The organism is Gordonia sp. ALPHA1B1, assembly GCF_005502615.1.
GTDB lineage: Bacteria > Actinomycetota > Actinomycetes > Mycobacteriales > Mycobacteriaceae > Gordonia > Gordonia hongkongensis.
On the sequence record NZ_SCOC01000021.1, the window covers coordinates 1 to 23818 of the forward strand.

At 66.5% G+C, this 23818-nt stretch carries 23 protein-coding genes and 1 pseudogene; 9 read left to right on the forward strand and 15 right to left on the reverse strand.

Annotated features, from left to right (window positions below; all coding sequences use genetic code 11):
* Window positions 1-248: 248 nt before the first annotated feature.
* The 6 genes from FFS52_RS14845 to FFS52_RS14870 all read right to left on the reverse strand — a co-directional run bounded on the left by FFS52_RS14845 (window position 249) and on the right by FFS52_RS14870 (window position 6622).
* Entirely contained in the window at window positions 249-1853 is a 1605-nt protein-coding gene (locus FFS52_RS14845) for an IS1182 family transposase (RefSeq protein WP_137810178.1), read from the reverse strand.
* Window positions 1854-2090: 237 nt separating this feature from the next.
* Window positions 2091-2861 (reverse strand): ThuA domain-containing protein, encoded by a 771-nt coding sequence (locus tag FFS52_RS14850; protein WP_137810144.1) that lies wholly within the window; start codon window positions 2859-2861, stop codon window positions 2091-2093.
* Window positions 2862-2878: 17 nt separating this feature from the next.
* A complete protein-coding gene (gene lpdA, locus FFS52_RS14855) occupies window positions 2879-4276 on the reverse strand; it encodes a dihydrolipoyl dehydrogenase (RefSeq protein WP_137810145.1) in 1398 nt (465 codons plus the stop codon).
* Between the two features lies 1 nt (window position 4277).
* A complete protein-coding gene (locus tag FFS52_RS14860) occupies window positions 4278-5039 on the reverse strand; it encodes an SDR family oxidoreductase (RefSeq protein ID WP_058252853.1) in 762 nt (253 codons plus the stop codon).
* 63 nt (window positions 5040-5102) lie between these two features.
* Window positions 5103-5810: a histidine phosphatase family protein gene (locus tag FFS52_RS14865; protein WP_137810146.1), complete on the reverse strand. Its 708-nt coding sequence runs from the start codon at window positions 5808-5810 to the stop codon at window positions 5103-5105.
* A 104-nt stretch (window positions 5811-5914) separates the two neighbouring features.
* On the reverse strand, window positions 5915-6622 hold the full coding sequence (locus FFS52_RS14870) for a TetR/AcrR family transcriptional regulator (protein WP_249356613.1): 708 nt from the start codon (window positions 6620-6622) through the stop codon (window positions 5915-5917).
* Between the two features lie 90 nt (window positions 6623-6712).
* On the opposite strand from FFS52_RS14870, the gene FFS52_RS14875 reads away from it, so the two are divergent.
* From FFS52_RS14875 to FFS52_RS14900, 6 genes are all read left to right on the forward strand, one after another.
* Window positions 6713-7582 (forward strand): TetR/AcrR family transcriptional regulator, encoded by an 870-nt coding sequence (locus FFS52_RS14875; protein WP_137810147.1) that lies wholly within the window; start codon window positions 6713-6715, stop codon window positions 7580-7582.
* Between the two features lie 67 nt (window positions 7583-7649).
* A complete protein-coding gene (locus tag FFS52_RS14880; RefSeq protein WP_137810148.1) occupies window positions 7650-8396 on the forward strand; it encodes a ThuA domain-containing protein in 747 nt (248 codons plus the stop codon).
* A 110-nt stretch (window positions 8397-8506) separates the two neighbouring features.
* On the forward strand, window positions 8507-8812 hold the full coding sequence (locus tag FFS52_RS14885; protein WP_058252858.1) for a hypothetical protein: 306 nt from the start codon (window positions 8507-8509) through the stop codon (window positions 8810-8812).
* Window positions 8809-10203, forward strand: a complete 1395-nt coding sequence (locus FFS52_RS14890) for an aromatic ring-hydroxylating dioxygenase subunit alpha (protein WP_137810149.1) — start codon at window positions 8809-8811, stop codon at window positions 10201-10203. The genes FFS52_RS14885 and FFS52_RS14890 overlap by 4 nt, the downstream gene beginning before the upstream one ends.
* Before the next feature lie 242 nt (window positions 10204-10445).
* Window positions 10446-10634, forward strand: coding sequence for a hypothetical protein (locus FFS52_RS14895; protein WP_249356290.1), 189 nt, complete (start codon window positions 10446-10448; stop codon window positions 10632-10634).
* Window positions 10635-10761: 127 nt separating this feature from the next.
* Window positions 10762-11622 (forward strand): LLM class F420-dependent oxidoreductase, encoded by an 861-nt coding sequence (locus FFS52_RS14900; protein WP_137810180.1) that lies wholly within the window; start codon window positions 10762-10764, stop codon window positions 11620-11622.
* Window positions 11623-11887: 265 nt separating this feature from the next.
* Here the strand turns inward: FFS52_RS14900 and FFS52_RS14905 are convergent.
* Window positions 11888-12913 (reverse strand): annotated as a pseudogene (locus FFS52_RS14905) (MFS transporter); the annotation flags it as partial.
* Window positions 12914-13082: 169 nt separating this feature from the next.
* Window positions 13083-15311 carry a replicative DNA helicase gene (dnaB, locus tag FFS52_RS14910; protein ID WP_065629486.1) on the reverse strand — a complete coding sequence of 743 codons (2229 nt, stop codon included), beginning with the start codon at window positions 15309-15311 and terminating at the stop codon, window positions 13083-13085.
* Between the two features lie 568 nt (window positions 15312-15879).
* Between dnaB and FFS52_RS14915 the strand changes: the two genes are divergently transcribed.
* Window positions 15880-16542, forward strand: coding sequence for a hypothetical protein (locus FFS52_RS14915; RefSeq protein ID WP_065629487.1), 663 nt, complete (start codon window positions 15880-15882; stop codon window positions 16540-16542).
* A 328-nt stretch (window positions 16543-16870) separates the two neighbouring features.
* On the opposite strand, the gene rplI is transcribed toward FFS52_RS14915, so the two are convergent.
* The 4 genes from rplI to rpsF all read right to left on the reverse strand — a co-directional run bounded on the left by rplI (window position 16871) and on the right by rpsF (window position 18607).
* Complete coding sequence (gene rplI / locus FFS52_RS14920; RefSeq protein WP_058252880.1) at window positions 16871-17326, reverse strand: 50S ribosomal protein L9; 456 nt, start codon at window positions 17324-17326, stop codon at window positions 16871-16873.
* A 19-nt stretch (window positions 17327-17345) separates the two neighbouring features.
* Window positions 17346-17603: a 30S ribosomal protein S18 gene (gene rpsR / locus FFS52_RS14925; RefSeq protein WP_004020662.1), complete on the reverse strand. Its 258-nt coding sequence runs from the start codon at window positions 17601-17603 to the stop codon at window positions 17346-17348.
* 86 nt (window positions 17604-17689) lie between these two features.
* Entirely contained in the window at window positions 17690-18211 is a 522-nt protein-coding gene (locus FFS52_RS14930; protein WP_058252881.1) for a single-stranded DNA-binding protein, read from the reverse strand.
* 114 nt (window positions 18212-18325) lie between these two features.
* Window positions 18326-18607 carry a 30S ribosomal protein S6 gene (gene rpsF, locus FFS52_RS14935; RefSeq protein WP_058252882.1) on the reverse strand — a complete coding sequence of 94 codons (282 nt, stop codon included), beginning with the start codon at window positions 18605-18607 and terminating at the stop codon, window positions 18326-18328.
* A gap of 167 nt (window positions 18608-18774) precedes the next feature.
* On the opposite strand from rpsF, the gene FFS52_RS14940 reads away from it, so the two are divergent.
* Together FFS52_RS14940 and FFS52_RS14945 are read left to right on the forward strand one after the other, a co-directional pair.
* Complete coding sequence (locus tag FFS52_RS14940) at window positions 18775-20259, forward strand: hypothetical protein (RefSeq protein ID WP_137810150.1); 1485 nt, start codon at window positions 18775-18777, stop codon at window positions 20257-20259.
* Entirely contained in the window at window positions 20256-20828 is a 573-nt protein-coding gene (locus FFS52_RS14945) for a GNAT family protein (protein ID WP_137810151.1), read from the forward strand. The genes FFS52_RS14940 and FFS52_RS14945 overlap by 4 nt, the downstream gene beginning before the upstream one ends.
* A gap of 3 nt (window positions 20829-20831) precedes the next feature.
* Here FFS52_RS14945 and FFS52_RS14950 read toward each other — a convergent pair whose 3' ends face one another.
* The 3 genes from FFS52_RS14950 to FFS52_RS14960 are packed head-to-tail and all read right to left on the reverse strand — an operon-like array spanning window position 20832 to window position 23808.
* Window positions 20832-21239, reverse strand: a complete 408-nt coding sequence (locus tag FFS52_RS14950; RefSeq protein WP_058252885.1) for a hypothetical protein — start codon at window positions 21237-21239, stop codon at window positions 20832-20834.
* Between the two features lie 36 nt (window positions 21240-21275).
* On the reverse strand, window positions 21276-22214 hold the full coding sequence (locus tag FFS52_RS14955; protein WP_058252886.1) for a hypothetical protein: 939 nt from the start codon (window positions 22212-22214) through the stop codon (window positions 21276-21278).
* A 52-nt stretch (window positions 22215-22266) separates the two neighbouring features.
* Window positions 22267-23808 (reverse strand): glycosyltransferase 87 family protein, encoded by a 1542-nt coding sequence (locus FFS52_RS14960; RefSeq protein ID WP_249356295.1) that lies wholly within the window; start codon window positions 23806-23808, stop codon window positions 22267-22269.
* Between the last annotated feature and the right edge of the window lie 10 nt (window positions 23809-23818).

Consider the following 23818-nt stretch of genomic DNA (forward strand, 5'->3'; position numbering starts at 1 on the left):
CACCAAGAACCGCGCCATTTACGACCTACACAAACTCGGATACGACGTCACCATCACACCCCACGGAGCGGCCTGAGCAGCCACCTCACCTAACTCTTCGGATTAGGGAGCAAGGGTTGTGGCGTTCTCTCGGATTAGGAGCCTGCTGAATTAGGGTCCAGCCTGGGTTGAGGTTCCTGCTGCGGGGATGTGTCGGTTCCGGGGTGTGGTCGTGGTGATCGATCTAGGTGGGGCGGCGGTGCCGCGGTTCAGGCGGTGGCCAGTGTCCAGGTGCCGTTGGTGGTAGTCAGTCCGAGGGTGATCAGGCGGCGTAGGTTGATCGCGGCGGCGCGGTGGTGCAGCCAGTTGTTGTTGCGTTCGATTCCACGGTAGGGCACCCGCCGGTTACCGCGGGTGAGCCAGGCAATCGTCCGTTCGACCATGGGTCGATGCTGGCGGTAGGTGTCGGCAATAGTCTTGTCAGAGAAGTGTTGTCGGTGTTCGCGCTGGAGTTGGTGGTGTTCGCCGAAACTAATTTTGCGTCCACGAACCGCGGTGGTGCACCGTGCCCGAAGTGGGCAGTCGTGGCAGGCCGCACCGTAGGTGACGTGGCCTTTCGCGCTGACCGGCCGGGTCAGGTTGTTGGGGCAGGTCAATGTGTTCGCGTCGGCGTCGAAGGTGAAATCGTCGACGACGAAACCACCAGCAACCGCCGGCATGTGTGGCTTGGGTTTGATCACCGCGTTCCATCGTGTCCGCGCCAGCGTGGCCAGCATGTCACCGGAGGCATACGCTGAATCACCCAGCACCTCACGATCGTCGGCGTCGTCGGCGACGGTCGGATCGCTCAGCAACAACCGTGCCCCGACTGCTCCGTCGGAAGTGTCCGGACCAGCGGCTTTGGTCATCTCGATCGCGGTGACCAACCCGGTCTCCGGTTCATTGACGATGTGGCCCTTGAACCCGTCCTGCTGGCGTGCCCGGGTTTTGTGGGCGTGCCGGGTGTCGGTATCGACGGTAGAGATCACCCGGTCCGGGGCGGTCCGGGGCGCGATGCGCCAGCGTCCGTCGGTGCCATCAGAACCTGGTGCCGGTTCCACATCCTGGCCGGTCACCAATGCCAGCAATGCCACCGCCTGCGCCTGGGCCTCGTTACTCGGCTCCTTCTCGATGGCCTCGAGGTCCAGACCGTCGAGCACGGCCAACCCATCTTCGACAAGGGCGCTGATCAGGTCCTGTTGAGCACACTCATCATCCCAGGCGATCCGCGGCTTGCCGGGCCGGTCATAGCCGCCGCCGGTCAACGCGGCCAGACGAGTCGCACGCTGCTCGACCACCACCGCACCACCGTCGACCTCTCGGGCGACCCGCCGGATCGCCGCGATCACCTGGGTGATAGCGTCCTGGCGGGCCACCGCGTCATCGAAGACCGTCGAATCCAGCGCTCGACGGCTCTTACCCGCGAGCACCCCGGTGGTGGTGATGACCTCGCGTACCACCTCGAAAATGCGGTACGGCCGATCGCTGGCTGCCAGTCGCCGACGCCAGTACGTCAGAGTCGACGGATGAAAACCTTTGTTACCCAACACGAATCCACACGCCGCTTTCCACCGCAGATCAAAAGTGACCGCATCAGCGGCTTCGCGATCGGACAAACCCTGCAGCGTTTGCAGCACGATCACCGACGCCATCGTGGCCGGCGGGATCGACGGACGGCCCCGGCCGCTGGGAAACAGGTCCGCGAACATCTCCGCAGGAAACAACTGCTCGCGATGAGCAGCCAAAAACGCGAACACACTGCCCTCGGCCAGCAAATGCCCGACGACCGAGTTCACATCCAGAAACTCACCCTGACGATCCGGCTCACCCTGCATACCCACCAGGATCCCAGCCCACCAGGCAAACCCGCTCACCCCACACCGAAACGACACCGACTATCTCAGCAGTCTCTTAGGGCGCATGGGGCCTCTGTTCGCTGAATCGATAGAAACACAGGAGGTCGGGCCCGCGACCGGCAGACCTCAACTCGACCGATGGACTTCGATCGAGGTCTAGGAGTCGAGTTGAAGTCTGCCGGTCACGAAACGGGGCACTGGGGAATGCTCTGAACCTCAGAACGTCCCGCGTACCACCCACGCCACGCAGCGGCCGAGGATGGTCCGGTACTCCGGCACCTCCCAGCTCCCGCGGTCGACACGTCCGAGGTCGTCGATACCCAGATCCTGGACGTCGAACCGGCCGCGGCAGTGACCGAGGGTGAAGTAGCAGACGGTTCCGGCGTCGTGTCTCTTGAGATAGAGCACCGGGAGAGGGTCATCGGAGGTGGTGTGTCCCTCGGCGAAACCCGTTGACTCACCGACAAACCGGGTGTGCGCGAGAACCTCTATCGGCTCGAAGAGTTCGCTGACGTAGAGCTCGTCGACGGCGTCGAAGGCCTCGACACCGTCGACAAGCGGATGGTCGGGGTCCGTGATCTCGACCCGGTACGGCGCGATCGGCGGATGACCCAGGAACTGGCTACCTACCAGCTGCGGCAGCACGCCCATGGTGCGTGGGGTGACGAACTTGCTCGGCGACCCCGTTGGCGTCGGCTCGATCGCGGAGTTGGTGGCGTGCAACGCCAGCCATCGGCCGCCACGTGCGAGGAACTCTGTGAGCGACCGCTGCGGGGTCTCGGCCGGAATTCGATTGCACGTGTATGTGATCAGCAGATCCGCGTTGTCGATGGCGGCGCACGCATCCCCGTAGTCGTCGAAGACTCGCGTCCGCACCGTCTCGTGATCGGCCAGCAGCGTGAGGATCTGGAGTCTGGCGTAGTCGAAGTCGTGCCACTGCCCACCACAGATAACGACCGCGTCGAGACGGCCGGCAGGTCCGGACATTCCGCTCCTCGGAGTTCTCAGGCGTGTGCGTGCAGGGGTTTCCCGGCCAGCGCGAGGTGTGCTTCGCCGAGCGCCTCGGCCTGGGTGGGGTGCGCGTGCACCAGGTTCGCGACGTCGTCGGCGGTCGCCTCCCAGTTGTAGATCAGCTGTGCCTCACCGATGAGCTCACCGACCCGATCACCGACGAGATGGATTCCCACGACGGGTCCGTCGGACCCGGCGCGGACGAGCTTCACCCCACCCGACGTCTGGAGGATGCGGCTCTTGCCGTTGCCACCCAGGTCGTAGACGGCGGTGGTGACGTCCCCGTACCGGTCGACGGCTTCGGCCTCGGTCAACCCGATCGACGCAACCTCGGGGTTGGAGTAGGTGACACGTGGAATCCCGCTGTCGGCGACCGGCACACAATCGAGGCCGGCCAGTTGCTCGGCCACGAAGATACCGTTAGCGAAGCCGCGATGGGCGAGCTGCGGACCCGGCACGATGTCACCGACCGCGTAGACCCCCGGCACAGTGGTCTGCAGCGCATCGTCGACCTCGACGAACCCGCGGTCGAGTCGGATGCCCGCCTCCTCGAGCCCGAGACCGGACGTCCGCGGACCACGCCCTACCGCCACCAGCAGGATGTCGGCGTTCAGCGACTCGGAGTCGCCGAGATCGACGGCGACCCCGGCATCGGTCACGCGCGCGGCGGACAGCATGGCCGCGGTCCGAATGGTGATGCCGCGCTTGCGGAACGCTCGGGTCAACTGCTTCGACGACCACTCGTCCTCGGTCGGGACCAGTCGTGGTGCCGCCTCCACGATGGTGACCTCGACGCCGAGCGACGTCCACAGACTGGCGAACTCGCAACCGATCACGCCGCCGCCCAGGACGATCGCCGACCTCGGGATCGAATCCAGCTCCAGCGCACGGTCGCTGGTCATGATCGGACCGCCGATGTCGATGCCCGGCAGGGTCCGCGACTGCGATCCGGTGGCGAGGACAAGGGCCTCACCCCGGTGTCGCGCGGTCCCCCCGTCCGCGAGATCGACTGCGACCGTCCGGTCCCCGACGACGCGGCCGTGACCCCGCACCACGCGGATCGCCCGCGAGGCGATCAGTCCCTCGAGGCCGCGGTACAGACCGTCGACGACCTTCTGCTTGTACGCATGCACCGCGGTGATGTCGACACGGTCGAGCGAGGCCTTGATTCCGAAATCGGCTGCAGAGCGCACGGAGTCGACGATCTCCGCGGCATGCAGCAGCGCCTTGGTGGGGATACAACCGTTGTGCAGGCAGGTACCGCCGAGCTTGCCGGACTCCACCAAGACGACCGACATGCCGAGCTGCGCGGCGCGCAGGGCACACGAGTACCCGCCCGAACCGCCGCCGAGGACGACGACGTCGGCGGTCTCGGTGGAGTCCGCGCTCATCTCAGAAGTCGAATCGGTTGGTGAAGCCGCCGTCGACGACCAGGTTGGTGCCCGTGATGTGACCGGCGGCGGGCGACGCCAGGAACGTCACCGCGTTGGCGACATCCTGGGCGGCGGCCAGCTTGCCCAGCGCGGCGGACGACAGCGCCGCGTCATAGAGTTGCGGGCGCTGCTCCTTGATGGTGTCCCAGGGTCCGCCTTCGAAGTAGACCGGACCGGGCGACACCGCGTTGACGCGAATCCCCTTGGCTCCCAGGACACGTGCCTGCGCCGAGGAGTGCTGCAACACGGCGGCTTTGAGCGCGCCATAGCTGTTGGCGGTGGTGATCGGGCCGGCCTCGATGGCCGATGTCGTACTGATCGTGACGACCGACGCGGCCGAGCTCTTCTCCAGGTGCGGTGTGGCTGCCTCGATGAAGCCGACCAGGCTCATCAGATCGACGTTGAAGCTGTTCTCCCACGCCTCGCGCCCCTTGCCGGTCATGGCCGATGCGTTCACGATGACGATGTCGATCCCGCCGAGCGACTCGGCCGCGTCGTCGACGAAGGACGTCACAGCCGCGGAGTCGCCGACATCGACGGACTTCCAGAACACCGTGCCGGACTCGGACAGCTCGTCGGCGACGGTCTTGAGTTGGGCTTCGCCGCGGGCGCAGATGCCCACCGATGCACCCTCGGCGAGGAGGGTCTTGGCGATGGCGAGGCCGATCCCCTTGCTCGCGCCGCTGATGAGGGCGCGCTTTCCGGTGAGGTCGAGATCCATGTCGGGTCCTTCTTCTTTCGGTCGTGCTGGCGGTTCGGGGCTGGTTGTTCTGGCGGGGTCGGACTAGAGGTTCATCGCGCCGACGGAGGTCTGGAAGTCGAGCACGTGTGTGAAGTCGTTGACGGACTGCACCGCACGGCGGGTGTCCGCGCCGCGCAACACGTTGACCGACGTGTGGTGAACGCGGACCGGCATGTCGAAACCGCTTCCGAGCGCGTCGGCGAGCACGGCATTGATCACCCCGCTGTGGCAGGTGACCACCACGCGCTCGCCGAGGTGCGCGTCGACGATCCGGCCGATCTCGCCGAGCACTCGCGCACGGAAGGCCACCGGGTCCTCGGCGTACGGGAACGGTTCGTAACTGCGGGTCCTGATGTGTTCGCGGAAGATCAGGGATATCTCGTCGTGCGGAAGGGTCTCGAACGGCGATTCGTCGGCCGGGAAGGACTGCCACGGCTCGTACTCGGTCAGGGTGTCGCGGACGATCGGTTCCAGACCGTGATGGGCGGCGATGGCCCGGCCGGTGTCGAGGGCCCGGCGCAGCGGCGAACTGTAGACGGCATCGACCCTGTGGGTGGCAAGCCGGTCGGCCACGGCGCGCACCTGTCGCTGCCCGAGGTCGGACAGGGGCGGATCGACGGTCTCAGCTGCGCTGAGCTCCTTGCTCAGCGCCTGCTCGCCGTGGCGGATGAGCACGAGTTCGCACAGTCCGGCCAGCGGCGCGAACGGGTTGTCGAGATCGATCGAGCGCGCACGAGTCTGGTTGGGCACGGCTCCAGTGAACCACAAACTAGGTTCTCTATAAAGATACTATCGCGAACCGCCTGCTCAGGTGAACGATCAGACGTCGAAGCTATAGGTTCGAGGGTGTCACATCACACGCTGGCGATGTCGGCGGCGAGCTCACGCACTTCGTCGGAGAAGCGCCGGCGCCCCAGGTTCGCGAGGACGACGTCCTCGGTGAGCCACGACGACGCGGACACCTCGAGGAGGCTGGACAGTGCCGTCGCCGCAGCGGCCTGCTTGGCCTTGGACGTGATGCGGTCCCGCACCCGCAACTCGGCGGAGAAGATCGCGAGCATCTCCAGACGCACCTCCCGGCGCAGCGCCTCGATCGACAGACTCCATCCGGGCGACCGCACGAAGTAGACCAGCGACGCCGCCCGGTGGGCGTCGGTCCACTCGAGAACCGAGATGATCACGTCGCCGAGCGAGGCGTCGGGATCGGCGTCGATCTCCGTGCGCAGTTGGGTGAGCATCTGCTCGGCGAAGATCCGCAGTCCACCGAGAAGTACCTCCTCCTTGGAGGGATAGTGGTAATACACTGCCGCCGAGGTCATCTGCGCCTCGGCGGCGATGTCGGCGACGGTGACGTCCTCGATCGACCGCATGGAGTACAGGTGCATCGCCGCCTCGACGACGACGTCGCGTCGAGACGGCCGGTGCGCGGCCCGCTTCGCGCCGCTGCCGCGACTCGGAGCGCTCGCCGACGCGCGCCCGGCGTTGCGTCGGCCGGAAGTGCTTCGTCCTGAGGGATTCTTGCCCGCCATGCGATAGATCATGACAGCATCGGGGGCTGCCACGGGCTGTGCCATCCTGATGGCACGCCGTGAACGGAACCGGGAGGTCTGCGCCACGGCGGATCGGGACGGGGAGCACGGCGAGGAGGACGTATGGCGAGATCGAGGCGAGACAACGCCCGGCCGGCCGACGGCATGTCGGAGTCGGACGCCGACTGGCTCGGCTGGGATTCGACCCCGACTGCCGACGACATCGCACTGGCGGCCGCGGATCCGGGGGCGGGCACCGGCCCACAGGAGGACGTCGATCCCGACGCCGCACCCGACATCTCGCCGGTGGAACACGAGGCCGGCGCCGAGGGCGCACCGCCGGACTCACCGGTCCAGAACGGGTCGGGCGCCGGCAACGGCACGACCGCGCACCGTCCGTCGCGGCGGCATCTCATCGTGAAGGCCGCGGTTCGGGTGTTCTCGCGAAAGGGGTTCGCGGAGGCCTCCATCCAGGAGATCGCCACCGAGGCGGGAATGGTCCCGACCGCGGTCTACTATCACTTCGCCAGCAAAGAGGAGCTCTTCGAGAGTGCACTCGGCTATGCGATGGACGCGAGTTCGGCCGCGGCGCAGTCGGCTCGACCGGACGATGTGTCCGCGAGCGCGGACTCGTTCAAGGACGTCGTCGCCGCGGTCTGGGACTGGACCGCCGAGCACCCCAATTCCGCCCGCATGCTGTTCCTGCAGATGGCCGGCGGCGCGACCCCCGGGACCCGGCTGCTGACGAAGGAGTACGAGGAACGGCACATCCGACGTGCGTTCGACTACTTCCCGGCCGGTGAGGACCCGCCCAACCGGCGTGCGGCCACCGCACAGCACGCGGCGCGCACCCTCCGGGTCCGGACGATGATCGCGATGACCATCGCCATCCAACCCCTGCGTATCGAGGGTGGGCCGCTGTCGGACATCCCGGTCCCCAGTCTGCGCACCGCGACGACCGACGTCTGCACCAAGATGATCGAAGGCCGCTGACCCGAGCCGAGCCCGTCGAGTAACTTTAATTCCGAAATAGTTACTCCGATGCAGGTTGGACTCGAACATGCGCATCCTCGCGATCACCGGCGGCCACTCCTTCGACCGAGCCGCCTTCGCCGATCTCCTCGACGCCCTTCCCGGTGAGGTCACCTGGCGCGAACATCCCGACGCCGCGATCGGGCCCGACGACCTCGCCGACCACGACGTGTCCCTTCACTACGACATGCCGGGCACCCTGCCCGAACCGTACGACCCGCCGGAGTCGTTGCGGGACTGTCTGCGCGCGGCCCGCGAGACGGGGCACGGATACGTCGTCCTGCATCATGCGATCGCGAGCTGGGCCACTTGGGACGAGTGGTCGGAGTTCGTCGGCGGCCGCTACCTGTACCAGCCCGGAACCGTGCGCGGGGCACCGGGCCCCGACTCCGGCTATCGGCATGCGGTGGAGCAGCGGATCACCATCGAGGACAGCACCCACCCGGTGACCGCGGACCTGCCGGCACATCTCGACCTCGTCGACGAGACCTATCTCTGCGAGGTGTTCGAGGACTCCGTGACGCCGTTGCTGCGGACGAACGCACCGATGACCGACGACGTGCACTTCTCCACCGCACTGGCCATGTCCGGGCGGCGGGATGAACGGGAGGGGTGGCAGCACGCCGAAGGGTCGTCGCTGGTCGGCTGGTGTCGCACCAACGGTGCATCCCGCCTGGTCTACCTCCAGCCCGGCGACACCGCGGCCACCCTCGCCCACCCGGACTATCGGTCCCTGATCGCCAACTCACTGCGGTGGGCAGCCCGTTCCATCTGAACTTTTTTTACAGCGAATACAGTTCGATGTGTTGCCGCTCACTCTCGGTGCTACAGTTAGTGAATACGCTGCCAAGTAAGAGGCGCGCCAGCCCCACCGAGGAGAACCCGATGCGTCAGATCCAGCATCCGATGAGTCGAGCCATCTACGAATTCGACGAGGACTTCAACGTCCTCGTGACCACCAAGGACGGCAAGACCGGCACCTTCGACCCCGAAGGCCGGTATCTGCACGGCGAAGTGAAATCCGTTGACCCGGAGATGGCCCGCTGGGTCGGTCTCGGTCCGCGCGAGCCCGTCCCCATCACCCAGAACCGTCGCTTCATGGGCGCTGCCAAGCTCCTGGAGAAGATGCAGGCGGACCGACTCGCCGACGAAGCCCGCAGCAATCGCCTGGCCGAAGGAGGCAAATTGTGACCGAGATCGACACACGCACCCCCGGATCGTCGGCATCCGACGACGAGCAGGCCGACTACGTCGCCAGCTACCAGCGACTGCTCGACACCGACACCCACCCGGTCCCGCAGGTCCTGCGGGAGGAGACCCACGACCTCTACGAGGATCAGAACTTCATCCCGGTCTCGCGGTACATCAGCCGCAAGTATCACGAGCTCGAGCGAGATCGTATGTGGTACAAGGTCTGGCAGATGGCGTGTCGTGAAGAGGAGATCCCCGAGCCCGGCGACACGCACATCTACGAGATCTGCGACAAGTCGATCCTCGTGGTGCGCGGCAAGGACATGTCCATCCGCGCGTTCTACAACTCGTGCCTGCACCGCGGCCGGATGCTCCGCGAGGAGAGCGGTCCCGCGGGCAACGACCTGCGTTGTCCGTTCCACGGCTTCTGCTGGAACCTGGACGGATCGCTGAAATCCATGACGTGCGAATGGGATTTCCCCCACGTCGACAAGGATGCGATGAACCTTCCGCAGGTCAAGGTGGACACCTGGGGCGGCTTCGTCTTCATCAACATGGACCCGCAGTCGGAGTCGCTTGCCAGCTTCCTCGGCGACCTGGGCAAGCACTTCGAGGCCTGGCCGCTGGAGGATCGCTACATCCAGGCGCACGTCGCGAAGGTCATCGACGCGAACTGGAAGATCGCCCAGGAGGCGTTCTCGGAGGCTTTCCACGTCATCACCACCCACCCGCAACGTGTTGTGGGAACAGGGGATTCGAACAGCCAGTACGACTCGTGGGGCAACTTCAACCGTGGGATCACCGCCAACGGCGTGCCCAGCCCGCACATCAAGTTCATCCCGAGCGAGCAGGAGATGTTCGACTCGATGGTGGATGCGCGCATCGACGAGGACCCGATGGTCACCCTGCCCGACGGTGTCACCGCGCGCGAGATGTCCGGCCTGCTCGCCCGCGAGGGACTCCGCGACGTCATCGGTGATGTCAAGGCGGACAACATGTCCGACGCCGAGTCACTCGACAGCATCTACTACACGGTGTTCCCGAACTTCCATCCGTGGGGCGCTTACCAGCGCATCGTCTACCGGTTCCGGCCGAACGGCGACGACCACAACACGTCGATCATGGACGTCTACCTGCTGGCGCCGTTCACCGGGCCGCGTCCGCCGGCCGCGAAGGTGCAGTGGCTGACGCCCGAACAGACCTGGATCGACGCCACGGTCCTCGGCAGCTCGGCCCGCGTGTTCGACCAGGACGCGTACAACATGCCGAAGGTGCACCGCGGCCTGAAGACCACCACCCAGAAGTACCTGCCGATGGCGGCGTACCAGGAACTCAAGATCCGCCACATGCACCACCTGCTCGCGAAGTGGGTGGGCGAGGAAGTCGACTGATCCCCCCGTCGTCGATGATCTCGACTCGGCGCTGCGACTTCGGATGAAGCCGCAGCGCCGACCTCGTTCTGTACCCGTCGACTGTGCACCCCCGCTGGTTGAGCTGCCCCCACTGGTCGAGCTGCCCCCCGTTGGTTGAGCCGCCCCTCGCTGGTTGAGCTCCCCCCGCTTATTGAGCTCCCCCCGCTGGTTGAGCTTGTCGAAACCACTCCCTGCTGATCGGCATGATGGTGGGTGTGTTGATGATGACGCTCGTGCTCGTCGTCGGGGCCGCGGCGGCCGGGTGCGCGATGACGGCGGCGTACGTCTACCTGCGGCCCGGTGACGACCATGTGCGCACCGAACGGCTCGCCCGGCGGTGGCTGATCGTGACGGCGGTCCTCGGTGTCACCGCGCTCTGCCTGCGATTCGGGTGGCTGTTGCTGAGTTGAGATCCAGTACGTAGGCCACGCAGCGCAAAATGCGGGATCCGTGTCGGAAACCGTTACGTATCCCTCACTCTGTTCTGCTGAGGCATACGATGCCGAGCAGTACCCGACCCACGGATTCGGAGTCATGATGCGACTGGGACTACACGCGCTGGGCATCGGGACCGGGGCACGCCGCGACATCATCGACGCCGTGGCCCGCGAAGCCGAGGCACGTGGTTTCCGCAGACTGTGGTGCGGCGAGCATGTCGTGATGGTCGACGACCCGGCGTCGCCGTACCCGTACACCCCCGACAAGAAGATCGCGGTTCCCGCCGAAGCGGACTGGCTCGACCCGACGATCGCCCTCTCCTTCGCCGCCGCGGCCACCACCACGATCCGGCTCGCCACCGGGGTGCTGCTGCTCCCCGAACACAACCCGATCATCATGGCCAAACAGGCCGCGTCGCTCGACCTTCTCAGCGGGGGACGACTGACCCTTGGCGTGGGGATCGGTTGGTCCCGTGAGGAATTCGACGCACTGGGGGTGCCGTTCGCCCGACGAGGTGCCCGGACCGACGCCTACGTGGACGCGATGCGCGTGCTCTGGCGCGACGAGATGGCCACCTACCACTCGGAATTCGTTGCCTTCGAGAACATCCGGGTGAATCCGAAGCCGGCGGCCGGCCGTATCCCGTTCGTCGTGGGCGGCAACAGCGACCGGGCGCTGCGCCGGGTCGTCGACTGGGGCGACGGCTGGTACGGATTCAACCTCGACGACGTCGACGCGGTGGCTGATCGGATCCGCACGATCGACCGGTTCTGCCAGGAGAGCGGACGGGACCGTTCTGATCTCGACATCGCGGTCGCGCTGCGGAATCCGGCTCCCACGGACCGCGCCGGTCTCGACGCTCTCGGCGTCGACGAACTGGTGCTGGTGGAGTCACCGCCCGCGAATTCCGATGCGGTGCCGGGATGGTTGGACGAGCTGGCGGACCGCTGGGCGGTCTGAGGCGGACGGAACTAGCGCGACCACCGTTCCGGCTCCTCACGCAACAGACGCGCACGCCCCTTGCGGCGATAGCGGTAGATCTGGACCGCGCCCAGCCCCCAGAGCATGAACTGCGCCGACATCGCCCAGGTGAACGCCTCCGGCGGATATCCCTGGACCCGTCCGGGGTTCGCCAGTCGAGGATGAGACCGATGAGCCCTGCGAGGATCAAGCTGGCAATGAACCCCGCCTGGTTGATGATTCCGGTGGCCGTGCCCGCCCGCGATGCCGGATTGGAGGTGCGGCCGACATCGAAACCGATCATCGACGCCGGACCGCCCATTCCACAGACCACCACCAGGAGCACGAGGAGCGCGAACGGCGCACCGCCGGACCACGCCAGTACCACCGTCCAGGTGGCCGCGATTCCGGCGAGCACCGCCAACACCAGCGTCGACCTGTGCCACGGCCACCGGGTGATCAGCCACGCGAAGATCGGGCCGAACGCCATGATGGCGAACACCATGAGCGTCAGGAGCAGACCCGCCGCACCGGCGCTCATCCCCTCGCCCTCGACGAAGAAGGGGTAGCCCCACAACAGGCCCAGGACGGTGGCGCTGAAGTGGGTCGAGAAGTGCATCCAGAAACCCAGCCGGGTGCCGGGGTGATCCCACGACTCGCGAAGGTTTCGCCGGATTCCGGCCAACCCGAGCATCGGTCCCGGCACCGACCGGACCGTCGCGGAATCGCGCACGACGACCAGTGCGACCACGAGCAGAACGGCGCCGATCCCAGCGGTGGCCAGGTACGCGCGACTCCATCCGAAGGTGGACAGTGCCCAGGTCATCGGTATGGCGGCCGTGACCGCGCCGAGTTGGCCGAGCACGCCGGTGAGCTGCGTGATCAGCGGGATCCGCCGCGCCGGGAACCAGCTCGTCACCAGTCGCAGGACACACACGAAGGTCATGGCGTCGCCCACCCCGACGAAGAACCGCGACGACAGCGCCCACGTGTAGTTGTCCGCGAACGCGAAGCTGATCTGGGCAAGCGTGAGAATCAGCGTTCCGCTGAGGAGTACCCGACGCGGACCGAACCGGTCGACGACGAGCCCGACCGGCACCTGCATCAGCGCGTACACCAGCAGCTGGAGCACGACGAAAGTCGACAACTGCGGAGCGCTGATCTCGAAACGCTCGGCAGCCAGCAGGCCGGCAACGGCCAATGAGGAGCGCTGCAGCACCGCAACGAAGTAGACCGCGACCCCGACGACCCAGATGGTCATCGCCTGCCGCGAACTGACCGGCGAGGTCATCGTTGGGCCTCGCCGTCCGGTCCCACCGACAAAACTCTTTCGATCACCTAACTATTGTCCGGTACGGGGTGTGGGACCTTGTCCGGGCCCCGCTTTGAGCGCGATCAAGACTCTAGAGTGAGGTATCTGTACCGGAAACCGAGACGAATCCCGCACTCTGCGCGGTCGACTACCCCCGCGCCATGTCCACGAACCGACTCAGATGTAGCTGGTGCGCAACGGTAATGGTGGCAGTGGGCCCATTACGGTGCTTGCCGACGATGATGTCGGCCTCGCCCGCGCGCGGGTCGTCACGCTCGATGGAGTCGGGGCGGTGCAGCAGGATGACCATGTCGGCGTCCTGCTCCAGCGAGCCGGACTCACGGAGGTCCGACACCTGGGGCTTCTTGTCGGTACGTTGCTCCGGACCACGGTTGAGCTGACTGATCGCGATCACCGGGACCTCGAGTTCCTTCGCCAGCAGCTTCAACTGGCGGGAGAACTCCGACACCTCCTGCTGGCGGGACTCGACCTTCTTACCCGACGTCATCAGCTGCATGTAGTCCACCGCAACGACTTTCAGGTCGTGCCGCTGCTTGAGACGGCGCGCCTTGGCGCGGATCTCCATCATCGTGAGGTTGGGTGAGTCGTCGATGAAGAACGGCGCCTCGGAGATCTCACCCATTCGACGTGCGAGCCGTGTCCAGTCGTCATCGCTCATGGTGCCGGCACGCATGTCGGCGAGCTTGATCTTCGCCTCCGCCGACAGCAGGCGCATGACGATCTCAGTCTTGCTCATCTCCAGCGAGAACATGGCGGCGGTCAGGCCGTGTCCGATGGCCGCGGATCGCAGGAAGTCCATCGCCAGGGTCGAATTGTGCGTCGGGACCATCGCTTCACCCGCGAGATACAGGTGGTCGGCGTTGTCGACCTGGACGCAGCGCACCGGGACCGGGTCGACGGGGCGAACGGCGACGACGCGTCGCACACCGGCCCGACGACGCAGCTCCTTGTGCCGAATTGCCTTGTGGTGCACGGTGAACACGTCTTCGTCGGCGTCGACGCGCAACCACCCCGTGGCGGATCGCTTGTAGTTGAAACCGAGCCCGGCCACGAGGTCGGCGACAACCGCCGTCATGTGCCGCGTCGCGGCGGGCACGGTGATCCAGCCATCGTCGTCCACCGAGGCACGGGCATCCAGCAACCCCGCGAGCAGGGCACGACGCTGCGCGATCGAACCACGGAGATACTCGTACGGAATCCGGCCACCGAGGTCCGCCATCAGCGTCATGACGTCGACCGGGCCCTCCGCGTCGATGCGCATGCTGATCTCGGGATCGTCGAAGGCCATCCCGGCCAGCGCCGCCACCGTGTACGGGCCGTACGCGAACCGCTTGCGCGGCAACTCGAGCGGCGCGGTGTTGCGCACGACCGCGCAACCGACGTGCGCCCGCAGGCCGGCGGTCGTGATGACCCGCCGCTCGCCGTCGATCTCGGCCGCCCACTGGTGTTGCTCGTCGGCGACGATCGTCGCGCCGTCGTTGAATTCGATTTCGTAGCAGGGCCGTTCGGTCATCACCTCGGTGGCGGCGACGACCCGGGTGGGCCGGCCGTGGGCATCGAGCAGGAGATCGCCGACCCCGACCTTGCCCATCGTGGTCCAGCCGGTGGGCGTCGGCAGCGGGGTGTCGAGCGCGAGCGCCTTGCCGACACCAGGACGTGCGGCGACGATGATCATCTGACCGGGGTGGAGCCCGTTGGTGAGCTTGTCGAAATCGGCGAAGCCGGTCGGGACACCGAGCGAGATGCCGCCTCGCGACGCGATGGAGTCGATCTCGTCCATCGTCGGCTGCAGGAGATCCTCGAGCGGGACATAGTCCTCGGCGGTGCGCTTCTCGGTGACCTCGTACACCTCGGCCTGGGCGCGGTCGACCACCTCGGCGACGTCCTGCCCGTCGGCGCCGGCGTAGCCGTACTGGACGATGCGTGTGCCGGCCTCCACGAGTCGACGCAGCAACGCCTTCTCGGCGACGATCTCGGCGTAGTAGCCGGCGTTCGCCGCGGTGGGCACCGTGGAGATCAGCGTGTGCAGGTACGGCGCACCACCGATGCGCTTGAGCTCGCCCGCCCGCTCGAGTTCCGCGGCGACCGTCACCGCGTCGGCGGGCTCGCCTTTCGAGTACAGGGTGAGGATCGCCTCGAAGACCGCCTGATGGGCCGGACGGTAGAAGTCGCCGGTGCGGATCTTCTCGACGACGTCGGCGACCGCGTCCTTGGACAGCAACATGCCACCGAGCACCGATTGCTCGGCGGCGAGGTCCTGCGGGGGCTGCCTACCGAAGTCCTCGGCAGGGATCTCGTCTTCCCGGCCTCGCCCTCCGGCGGCGGGGCCGCGCCCGCGGTCATCCACAACAGCCACGCGTGTCAAACCTCTCGCAACGTTCGATCCCACCCGACATCGAATGAGTACGACCCTGAGTCTGGTGTCGGCCCCGGTAGGCCACGTCGCGAGTCCCCGGTGTCGACGTCGTGTTCTGGTCAGTCTCTTCCTATCGGGTGGCACCGACAGCGAAGTGTCGTGTGCGCCGAGACGGACGGAGACGCTGAGGCGTGACACTAGGACGTCTGCGACCGCTACTCAAACCGACCTGTTGACGGATCTGGGGAACACTTGTGGACGGTGTGTGAGTTGCGGGGGGACGAGTTGTGCAGCCTTTGTGGACAACCTGAGGAATCAGGGTGTGAACAACACAGTTTTCGCAGGTCAGCGCCCTCACTAATTTCCACAATCAAGTAATTGGAAATCCTTTGGACTTCTTCGGCGCGTCGTCTTGCGGGCGTGTTGCGGACACCTGTTCAACTCCCCGTGGCGAATATTCGGGTGAACATCCGGTGTGGTCTGCGTTACACCTGGCCAGACGGGCGGGCGACGCCGGTTCGCACGATTCTGCGACGATCGCCGACGACGTTCCCTCGGGTGTGATGCAATGTCGATCGTGTCGAGGTTGGGGTTGAGGTCCGTCGTCGTCCGTCGTGCGGTCACCGTGCTGGCGGCCGTGACCGCTGCCGCCGGGCTGGCGGTGGCCCCGCCGACGTCCGCCGCGCCAGGCCCCTCGATGCCCCTCGAGTTCGATCTGTCGCGTTATCAGCCGGTCGCCCCGACGACCTTCCGATCGCTGGCCTATGTCGACAATGGACGGTCCTTCTTCACCACCGGTAGGTGGGTGTGCGAGATCGGTCCCGGCTACCGTTACGTCGGCTGCGCGGGCCGTCCCGCGACCGCCCCGCCGAACGCGACCGGCGCGGTGATCTCCGACGATCAGCAGGGCCCGTGGTGGGCGCGTGCCGATCAGACCTACCGGTTCGGCCCGGAGAGCGGCTTCCGGCCACCGGTCCTCGGTGTCGGCAAACGGGTCACCATCGAAGGCGTCACGTGCACCGTGCCCCGTCGCGACACCGTCGCCTGCCGCACCGGCGACCGCGCTCTCATCTTCACGCCCGCCTGGCACAAGTTCTTCTTCCCGTCCTGGGACACCCTCGGTCCGGGCAACAACGCGGTCGACCACAGCGCCAACCCGGCACCGCAGTACCTTCCGCCGCGACTGCAGTACTGGAACCAGCTGCCGGCCAGTCCGCCTGCGCCGAAATAGATTCGGGGGCTTCGAGGCTCGCTACGCCCGCACCCCGGTCGCCGGACCCTTCGTGACGCGGCCTCCGCAAGCTCCGGCCGCTCCTCAGGGAGCAGAAACAGACACCGGCCCCTCCGCAAGCTCCGACCGCTCCTCAGGGAACAGAAACAGACACCGGCCCCTCCGCAAGCTCCGACCGCTCCTCAGGGAACAGAAACAGACACCGGCCCCTCCGCAAGCTCCGGCCCCTCCTCAGGGAGCAGAAACAGACACCGGCCTTCGCCACTCCGGACACGACAAGGCCGGGTGGAGGATCTCCACCCGGCCTTGTGTATGTAGAACGCTGAGGTCAGCTCGCGGCGACGACGGCGAGCTGGACGGTCGCCGAGACCTGCGGATGCAGGTTGACGACGACCGGGTAGCTACCGGTGGCCTTGATGTGCCCCTTGGGCAGCTCGACGCTGCGCTTGTCGAGGGTCGGACCGCCCGCGGTCTTGATGGCACCGGCGACGTCTGCCGCGGTGACCGAACCGAAGAGCTTGCCCGAGTCGTGGGTCTTGACGTCCAGCGAGACGTCGGCGAGGCCCTCGAGGGCCTGCTTCAGCTCGTTGGCGTGCTCGAGACCTCGGACCTCGCGGGCCTCCTGTGCCCGACGGATGCCTTCGACCTGCTTCTCGGCGCCGCGGGTGGCCTTGATGGCCAGGCCGCGGGGCAGCAGGTAGTTGCGGCCGTAGCCGTCCTTGACCACGACGATGTCGCCGGCTTCGCCGAGGTTCTCCACGGCGGCGGTGAGGATGAGCTTCATGTCAACTGATCCTTTCCGCTTATCGGCTGGTCGAGGTGAAGGGCAGCAGGGCCACCTCACGCGAGTTCTTCACTGCCACAGCGACGTCGCGCTGATGCTGCACGCAGTTACCGGTCACGCGACGCGACCGGATCTTGCCCCGGTCGGACAGGAAACGACGCAGCAGCGCGGTGTCCTTGTAGTCGATGACGGCCTTCTTGTCCTTGCAGAAGCTGCACGCCTTGGTCTTGGTGACCTTCTCGACGCGAGGCTTCCGGCTCGGCTTTGCCTTTGCCATGTGTGTGTTGCTCCAGTCAATGCTGTCGGGGACGGTCGCTGCCGTTCCCGGGCTGTTCGGGGCGGATCATCGTGCCCCGACCGATATCAGAAAGGTGGTTCGTCGTCCCCGCCGCCGAACGATCCCCCGCTGTTGCTGGCAGGCGCGCTGCCCCAGGGATCGTCGGCAACCTGCTGGTTCGAACCACCGCCGCGGCCACCGCCGCCGCCCGATCCGAATCCACCGCCGCCACCGCCACCGCCGCGCGAGGCCCGATTGACCTTGGCGGTGGCGTAGCGCAGCGAGGGGCCGATCTCGTCGACCTCGAGTTCCACGACCGTGCGTCGTTCACCCTCTTTGGTTTCGTAGGACCGCTGCTTGAGCCGTCCCTGCACGATCACCCGGGAGCCCTTGGTCAGGCTTTCGGTCACGTTCTCCGCGGCGTCGCGCCAGATGTTGCAGCGGAGGAACAGCGCTTCGCCGTCCTTCCACTCGTTGGTCTGGCGGTCGAAGGTGCGCGGGGTGGAAGCCACCGTGAAGTTGGCAACCGCTGCGCCGGACGGCGTGAACCGCAATTCCGGGTCGGCGGTCAGATTGCCGATGACGGTGATGACCGTGTCGCCTGCCATGTGTGTTTCCCCTCGGGTCGTTGGTGGGCACTCGCTGATCGACATGCACCGGATTCTGGGCTCAACCCTAGAACCCGGTACCGACGTCTTCAGACGATCAAGAAACCCTGTGGATTACTTCCGCAGGACCTTGGTGCGCAGAACCGACTCGTTCAGCTTCAGCTGACGATCGAGCTCGGAGACCGTGGCGGGCTCGGCATTGAGATCGATGACGGCGTAGATGCCCTCGTTGTGCTTGAGGATCTCGTAGGCGAGTCGGCGCTTGCCCCAGATGTCGACGCCGTCCACCGAACCGCCGTCCTTACGGACAACGTTGAGGAAAGTATCGAGTGAGGGTGCGACGGTGCGCTCGTCCAGATTCGGATCGAGGATGACCATCAATTCGTAGTGACGCATAAGACCACATCACCTCCTATGGGCTAGGTCGGCCACGGACTGTCCGTGGCAGGAGGGTCGCCTGCGTCGGCAACCGGTCCAAGATACATGACCTGCCCGTTCGCAGAGAAATCCGTGGTCGCGGGCCGCCTCGGCGACACATCATGAGACCACCTACGCTGTTGCCCATGTCGGAGCGGCGGACAACCCCGGGCCGGTGGTCGGCGCGGCTCTCCGGCCGTGGTGAGACGGCCGTGATCGTCCTCGTCTCGGTGTTGGCGACAGCCGCGACGATGTTCTGGAGTTTCCAGGCGAAGCTGCGGTGCGGCGGCGCCCCGTTCGATGCACTCGGACGTAGCGACAACTGGCCGACCGGCGATCCGGACGCGGTGATCCCCTGCTATTCGGACCTGATGTATCTCTGGCTCGGTCGCGACATCAACACCCACGTCTTTCCCTACATCCACGGTGGGATCACATCGGACGGGACTCTGTTCGGTGGCGTCGTCGAATATCCGGTGCTCTCCGGCGTGCTCATGTTCGTCGGTGCGGTCGGCGCCGACACCGACACCGAGTTCTTCACCCAGTCGGCGCTCCTGTTGGCGCCGTTCGGTTTCGCGATCACCGTGCTGCTCGCATCGATGGTGCGCTGGTGGGCGTTGCTCTGGGCCGCGACACCTCCTCTGGTGCTGTACTCCTTCCACAACTGGGAGCTCCCGGTCGTCTCCACCGCCGTCGGGGCCGTCGCCGTGATGGCGTGGGGCGCGTCGGACCACCCCGTAACCCGTCGACGACGACTGCCGCTTCGTACGAGCGCGGTGATCGCGGCGGTTCTGCTCGCGATCGGATTCTGCCTCAAGCTCTACCCGGGGATCTTCGTATTGCCGTTGGCGGCATACGTTCTCACCCGCGGAGCCGGCGGAGCGCGCATGGTCGAACGACGACGAGACGCCCGCGGCGGTCTCGACTGGACGGGCGCCGGTTGGGTAGCGGGCGCTGCCGTCGTCACCGTGGTCGCGATCCAGTTGCCGTTCATGGTGCTCGGATTCGACGGGTGGAAGGCGGCGCTGTCGTTCCAGAGTCGACGACGAGCCGACGTCGACACCAATTCCATCTGGTACTGGGGGCTGCGCTATCTCACCGGGACCGGTGACACCTACCACTCGCTGGTCAGTGTGCTGTCGCCGCTGCTGATCCTCACGACGTTCGGGGTCGCGATGTACCTCGGGTGGCGCCGCTTCGACCGCGTCGGCACCTTCCCCTGGATCGGCGTGAGCGGCGCGATGCTCGCGGGTTTCATGCTGTTCCACAAGGTCCACTCCCCGCAGTACACGCTCTGGATCCTGCCGTTCTTCGTTCTGATGAAGGTGCGGTGGTCGGTGATCCTGACGTATCTGCTCACCGACCTCGCCCTCGACCTGACGATTTTCCGACTGTTCCCGATCCGCGATGCCGGCGAGCCGCTGCCGTGGTGGATCGTCACCGGCGTCGCCGGTTCGGTGTGGGTGCACGCCGCCCTGCTGGGCTACCTGATCGTGACCCTCCCGCGGACCCCGCTCCGGGAACCGTTGGCCTCCAGGGTGGCCGCACAGGTGCACGACGTCACCGATCAGGGGTCCGCTGACGCACCCCGGCACCCGCCGCGAGACGCGATGGCGAAAGGCTCGTCATGAGTTCCTGGTTGGCGACCGGCCCCCTGGTGCACGGACGAGTCACGTTGCGACCGATCAGCATCGAGGACATCGGACCGTTGGCGCGCGTGGTCGACGACCCGACCCGATTCCGGTGGGTCCCCGGAGTGCCGACGGATGAGGACAGTGCCCGTCGGTTCGTCGACTCGGCGCTCCGTTCCCGGGTGGCGTTCGCCGTGGTCGACAACACCGACGGCAGTGTCGTCGGGTCGACGAGTTTCTACGACATCGACGAGGCCAACCGGTCCGCGTGCATCGGATACACCTTCTACAACGAACGTGTCCAGGGAACCGCGGTGAACCCCACCGCCAAGTTCCTGCTGATGCGCCATGCGTTCGAGGAGCGCGGCGCCGTCCGCCTCACCTGGCACACCCACGAGAACAACACCCAGTCCCGCGCCGCGATCACCAAACTGGGTGCCAACTTCGAGGGTCTGCTGCGCAAGCACCGCCGATTCGGCGACGGCTGGCGCACGACCGCCTTGTACGCGATGACCGACGACGAGTGGCCGTCGGCGAGAGATCGCCTGTTACAACGAATCTCTGTCTGAGGCCTAGGGATTCGCGGTGTGCTCGGGATGGCCCTGGGTGCGCCGGTCTTCCTTCATCCGCGCCTCGTGCACGTGTCGCTGGCCGTCGGTCAGGTCGGCTCGAACCCGGTTGACGTACTCGCGCAACGGGCCCCAGTAGGTGTCGTCGAATTCCTCGACGACCTGGAATGTCCAGCGCCCCTCGAGCACGTTGCGACCCACCAACTCGGTGGACAACTCGTCGGCGAACTCCCCGTGTCCGGCCTTTCGTAATTCGTCCACTGCTTCCCCGAGCAGCAGATCGCCGCGTCCGATGAGTTGGTGGAACGAATAGAGGTGGCCGCGGGCGCGCTCGATGTACTCGAGCGCCTCCCCCACCTTGCCGACCGCTTCCGCGGTGTCGTCCGAGATGTGTGGTGCGGTATCCGACATGATCCGTCATTACCCACCGGAGCGGTCACCCAACCGTCAGTACTCCCCGTGGTAGGAGTGCCGGTAGCGATCGCCCTCGAGCGACGCCCTGATCTCACCGACCTCGCCTCCTAGTGCGGTGTTGATCTTGTGCCCCAGCCGCTCGAACTCCTCGTGTGCGGCAGCCGATCTGGAGGTGAGCGCGGCGAGCGTGGACAGCCAGCGGTGTACGGCGCGCAGGTCATCCGTCGTCAACGGTCCCCTCACCCAGTTCTCGCGTTCCCACGTCTGTCGTTCCCATGCCTGCCACGGATGATCCCAGCCGCTCGGCGGCGAGATGGCGAAGAGGCCCCGCACGATGACGTCGTTGCGGTCGATGCCCGCATCCGCACGCCACCCGTCGACGACCTTCGAGTAGGCGACGTAGTCGGCCGCGGTCCACGTCGACTCGCGAAGGTCCCGCCAGCCGGCACGGCGCAGCGACCTGGCCACTTTGCTCTCGAGGACCGGACTCGGATGTTTCGGCTCCCCGGCGCCCGCGAAGTAGAGAAACCAGGTGAAACCGGCCGGACCCAGACGCTCGATCATGTTGCCGCCCTTGTCGGGCCGAAGCATCGCATACGCCGCGCCGGGCTCCTCGCGGCCCGTCTCGGCCGCGTCTCTCAGCAGCCCGCCGAGGTACTTCCGGTCAGCGGACACCGCGGCGATCCGCTTCTTGCCGTCGGAGGTGCGGCGGCCGAGACAGAACGCGACGACGTTCCACAGCAACGCAATCGCGTCGTCGGGCGAGTCGGTGGCCCGAGACCCCAGCGCGAACAGGTCTGCTCTGCTGATCTTGTTGCCGAGCAACGAATCCGGGAGTCCGTGTTCGGCGAGCGCGTCCGTCCACCACTGCCGGTCGACGGCGACGGTGTCGGAGTGCAGTTCGGCGGCCCGGTCGCCCGCCGAGAGCCAGTCGGTGAGATCGTCGGGGAGAGCGAGTGTGGTGTGCTTCATGGTCGTTTGGACGCAGCGGGGCCCGGTTCGGTTCCGTCGCGTTCGGTGACCGTCATCCGCCCACCGGGGCCGGTTCCCGAGGACCATCCGCGGTGCCGAGCGTCCTCGCCCGGCGGCCGATCCGGTCGGGAGCACCGTCGAGGACACCACCGGCCGGGTCGTCGTACCATCGGCCGTCGTTCCCGCGGCGGACGAGGTCGTCGCGCGGATGCCAGATCTGCCAGAGGACGACGGCACAGAGGACCAGCACCATCAGTCCGCGGAGCACGACGGCTGCGGTGAACCACTGGTCGGGAAGCCAGCGACGTTCGGCCTCGAGGAACAGACTCATCCGCGGCACCCAGATCAGGGCGTCGAGCGTCATCCAGGCCAGCAGCAGTCGAGTATGTGGAATGGCAAGCACCGCAAGCGGAACCAGCCACAGCGAGTACTGGGGACTCCACACCTTGTTCACCAGCAGGAAGCCCGCCACCGCGAGAAAGGTCAGTTGGGCCACGCGGGGTCGGTGCCGCGCGAGGATTCCGATCGCGGCCACCGCCGCGATCACGGCGACCGTCAGACCCACCGACAACGCGTTCAGATAACCGATGTTCCATGTGAAACCAGCCGAGTCGGCCACGATCCGGTAGATGGTGTCGGGGTCCGCCGACCGATCGCCGTTGAATCGGAAGAACTCCCACCACCCCGTCGGGTACGGGATCAGGATCGGCAGGTTGACCGCCAGCCAGGCGCCGATCGCCGTCGCAGCCGTGATCCCGAACTCGCGGACTCTCCCGCTGCGCAGACAGAGCGCACCCAGCACCACCAACAGGAGTGCGGGATACAGCTTCGCGGCCGCGCCGAGCCCGATGAACAGGCCGGCCACCCAGAACTTCTCCCGCGACCAGGCCAGCAGGGCCACCGCGACGGCCGCGGTGGCGATGGCGTCGAAGTTGGTGAACGCGTGGACGACGACGAGGGGGGACAGCGCCACCAGCCATACCGTCCACATGCGGGTTCGCGCGGTGAGGGCCGTCGCCCAGACGGTCACGAGCCAGAACGCCGCCAACGCCAGGGCGGCGATGGTGAAGAACAGCACGACGTCGAGCGCGCCGGGGACACCCCAGTTGGCCTCGGCCCAGACCCAGCCCTGCGTCAGCTGCGCCGCGCCGTACATGAACATCCCGGTGACGACCGGATACTCCATGTACCGCTTGATGGTCTCGCCTTCGGAGCCCTCCTGGAACCAGAAGTCGCGGTAGGGCAGCGCTCCCCGGTTGAGGCGTTCCGCCCCGAACAGGCTGATCACGTCGGAGTAGCAGAGGTTGGTGAACTGGCGCTGATCGTCCCAGTCGAGCCGCATCTCGGCGCTCGCGCCGTTGGCCCCGGAGTCGGCCGGCGCCTGTTGCAGGCACCCGGCCTTGCCGAACCAGCCAAGCGCGAGTCCGCACAACGCGAGCGCGAAGAGCACCCGCAGCGGAGTCAGATGCCGGCCGCGCCCGATGACGGCGTGCGCCCCGACCGGCCCGCCGACGAGCGAACTCGCCTCTCGCACCAGACCGTCCGTGCGCGTCGGCAAGATGCGTGCATCGTCGACACGCTGATCGCTCGCCAGTGGTGCAGGG

Coding starts and splice junctions, on each gene's coding strand:
- FFS52_RS14845 (WP_137810178.1), bottom strand. CDS start 1,853: ATGCAGGGTGAGCCGGATCGTCAGGGTGAGTTTCTGGATGTGAACTCG.
- FFS52_RS14850 (WP_137810144.1), bottom strand. CDS start 2,861: ATGTCCGGACCTGCCGGCCGTCTCGACGCGGTCGTTATCTGTGGTGGG.
- lpdA (WP_137810145.1), bottom strand. CDS start 4,276: ATGAGCGCGGACTCCACCGAGACCGCCGACGTCGTCGTCCTCGGCGGC.
- FFS52_RS14860 (WP_058252853.1), bottom strand. CDS start 5,039: ATGGATCTCGACCTCACCGGAAAGCGCGCCCTCATCAGCGGCGCGAGC.
- FFS52_RS14875 (WP_137810147.1), top strand. CDS start 6,713: ATGGCGAGATCGAGGCGAGACAACGCCCGGCCGGCCGACGGCATGTCG.
- FFS52_RS14880 (WP_137810148.1), top strand. CDS start 7,650: ATGCGCATCCTCGCGATCACCGGCGGCCACTCCTTCGACCGAGCCGCC.
- FFS52_RS14885 (WP_058252858.1), top strand. CDS start 8,507: ATGCGTCAGATCCAGCATCCGATGAGTCGAGCCATCTACGAATTCGAC.
- FFS52_RS14895 (WP_249356290.1), top strand. CDS start 10,446: ATGATGACGCTCGTGCTCGTCGTCGGGGCCGCGGCGGCCGGGTGCGCG.
- FFS52_RS14900 (WP_137810180.1), top strand. CDS start 10,762: ATGCGACTGGGACTACACGCGCTGGGCATCGGGACCGGGGCACGCCGC.
- FFS52_RS14915 (WP_065629487.1), top strand. CDS start 15,880: ATGTCGATCGTGTCGAGGTTGGGGTTGAGGTCCGTCGTCGTCCGTCGT.
- rplI (WP_058252880.1), bottom strand. CDS start 17,326: ATGAAGCTCATCCTCACCGCCGCCGTGGAGAACCTCGGCGAAGCCGGC.
- rpsR (WP_004020662.1), bottom strand. CDS start 17,603: ATGGCAAAGGCAAAGCCGAGCCGGAAGCCTCGCGTCGAGAAGGTCACC.
- FFS52_RS14930 (WP_058252881.1), bottom strand. CDS start 18,211: ATGGCAGGCGACACGGTCATCACCGTCATCGGCAATCTGACCGCCGAC.
- rpsF (WP_058252882.1), bottom strand. CDS start 18,607: ATGCGTCACTACGAATTGATGGTCATCCTCGATCCGAATCTGGACGAG.
- FFS52_RS14940 (WP_137810150.1), top strand. CDS start 18,775: ATGTCGGAGCGGCGGACAACCCCGGGCCGGTGGTCGGCGCGGCTCTCC.
- FFS52_RS14945 (WP_137810151.1), top strand. CDS start 20,256: ATGAGTTCCTGGTTGGCGACCGGCCCCCTGGTGCACGGACGAGTCACG.
- FFS52_RS14950 (WP_058252885.1), bottom strand. CDS start 21,239: ATGTCGGATACCGCACCACACATCTCGGACGACACCGCGGAAGCGGTC.
- FFS52_RS14955 (WP_058252886.1), bottom strand. CDS start 22,214: ATGAAGCACACCACACTCGCTCTCCCCGACGATCTCACCGACTGGCTC.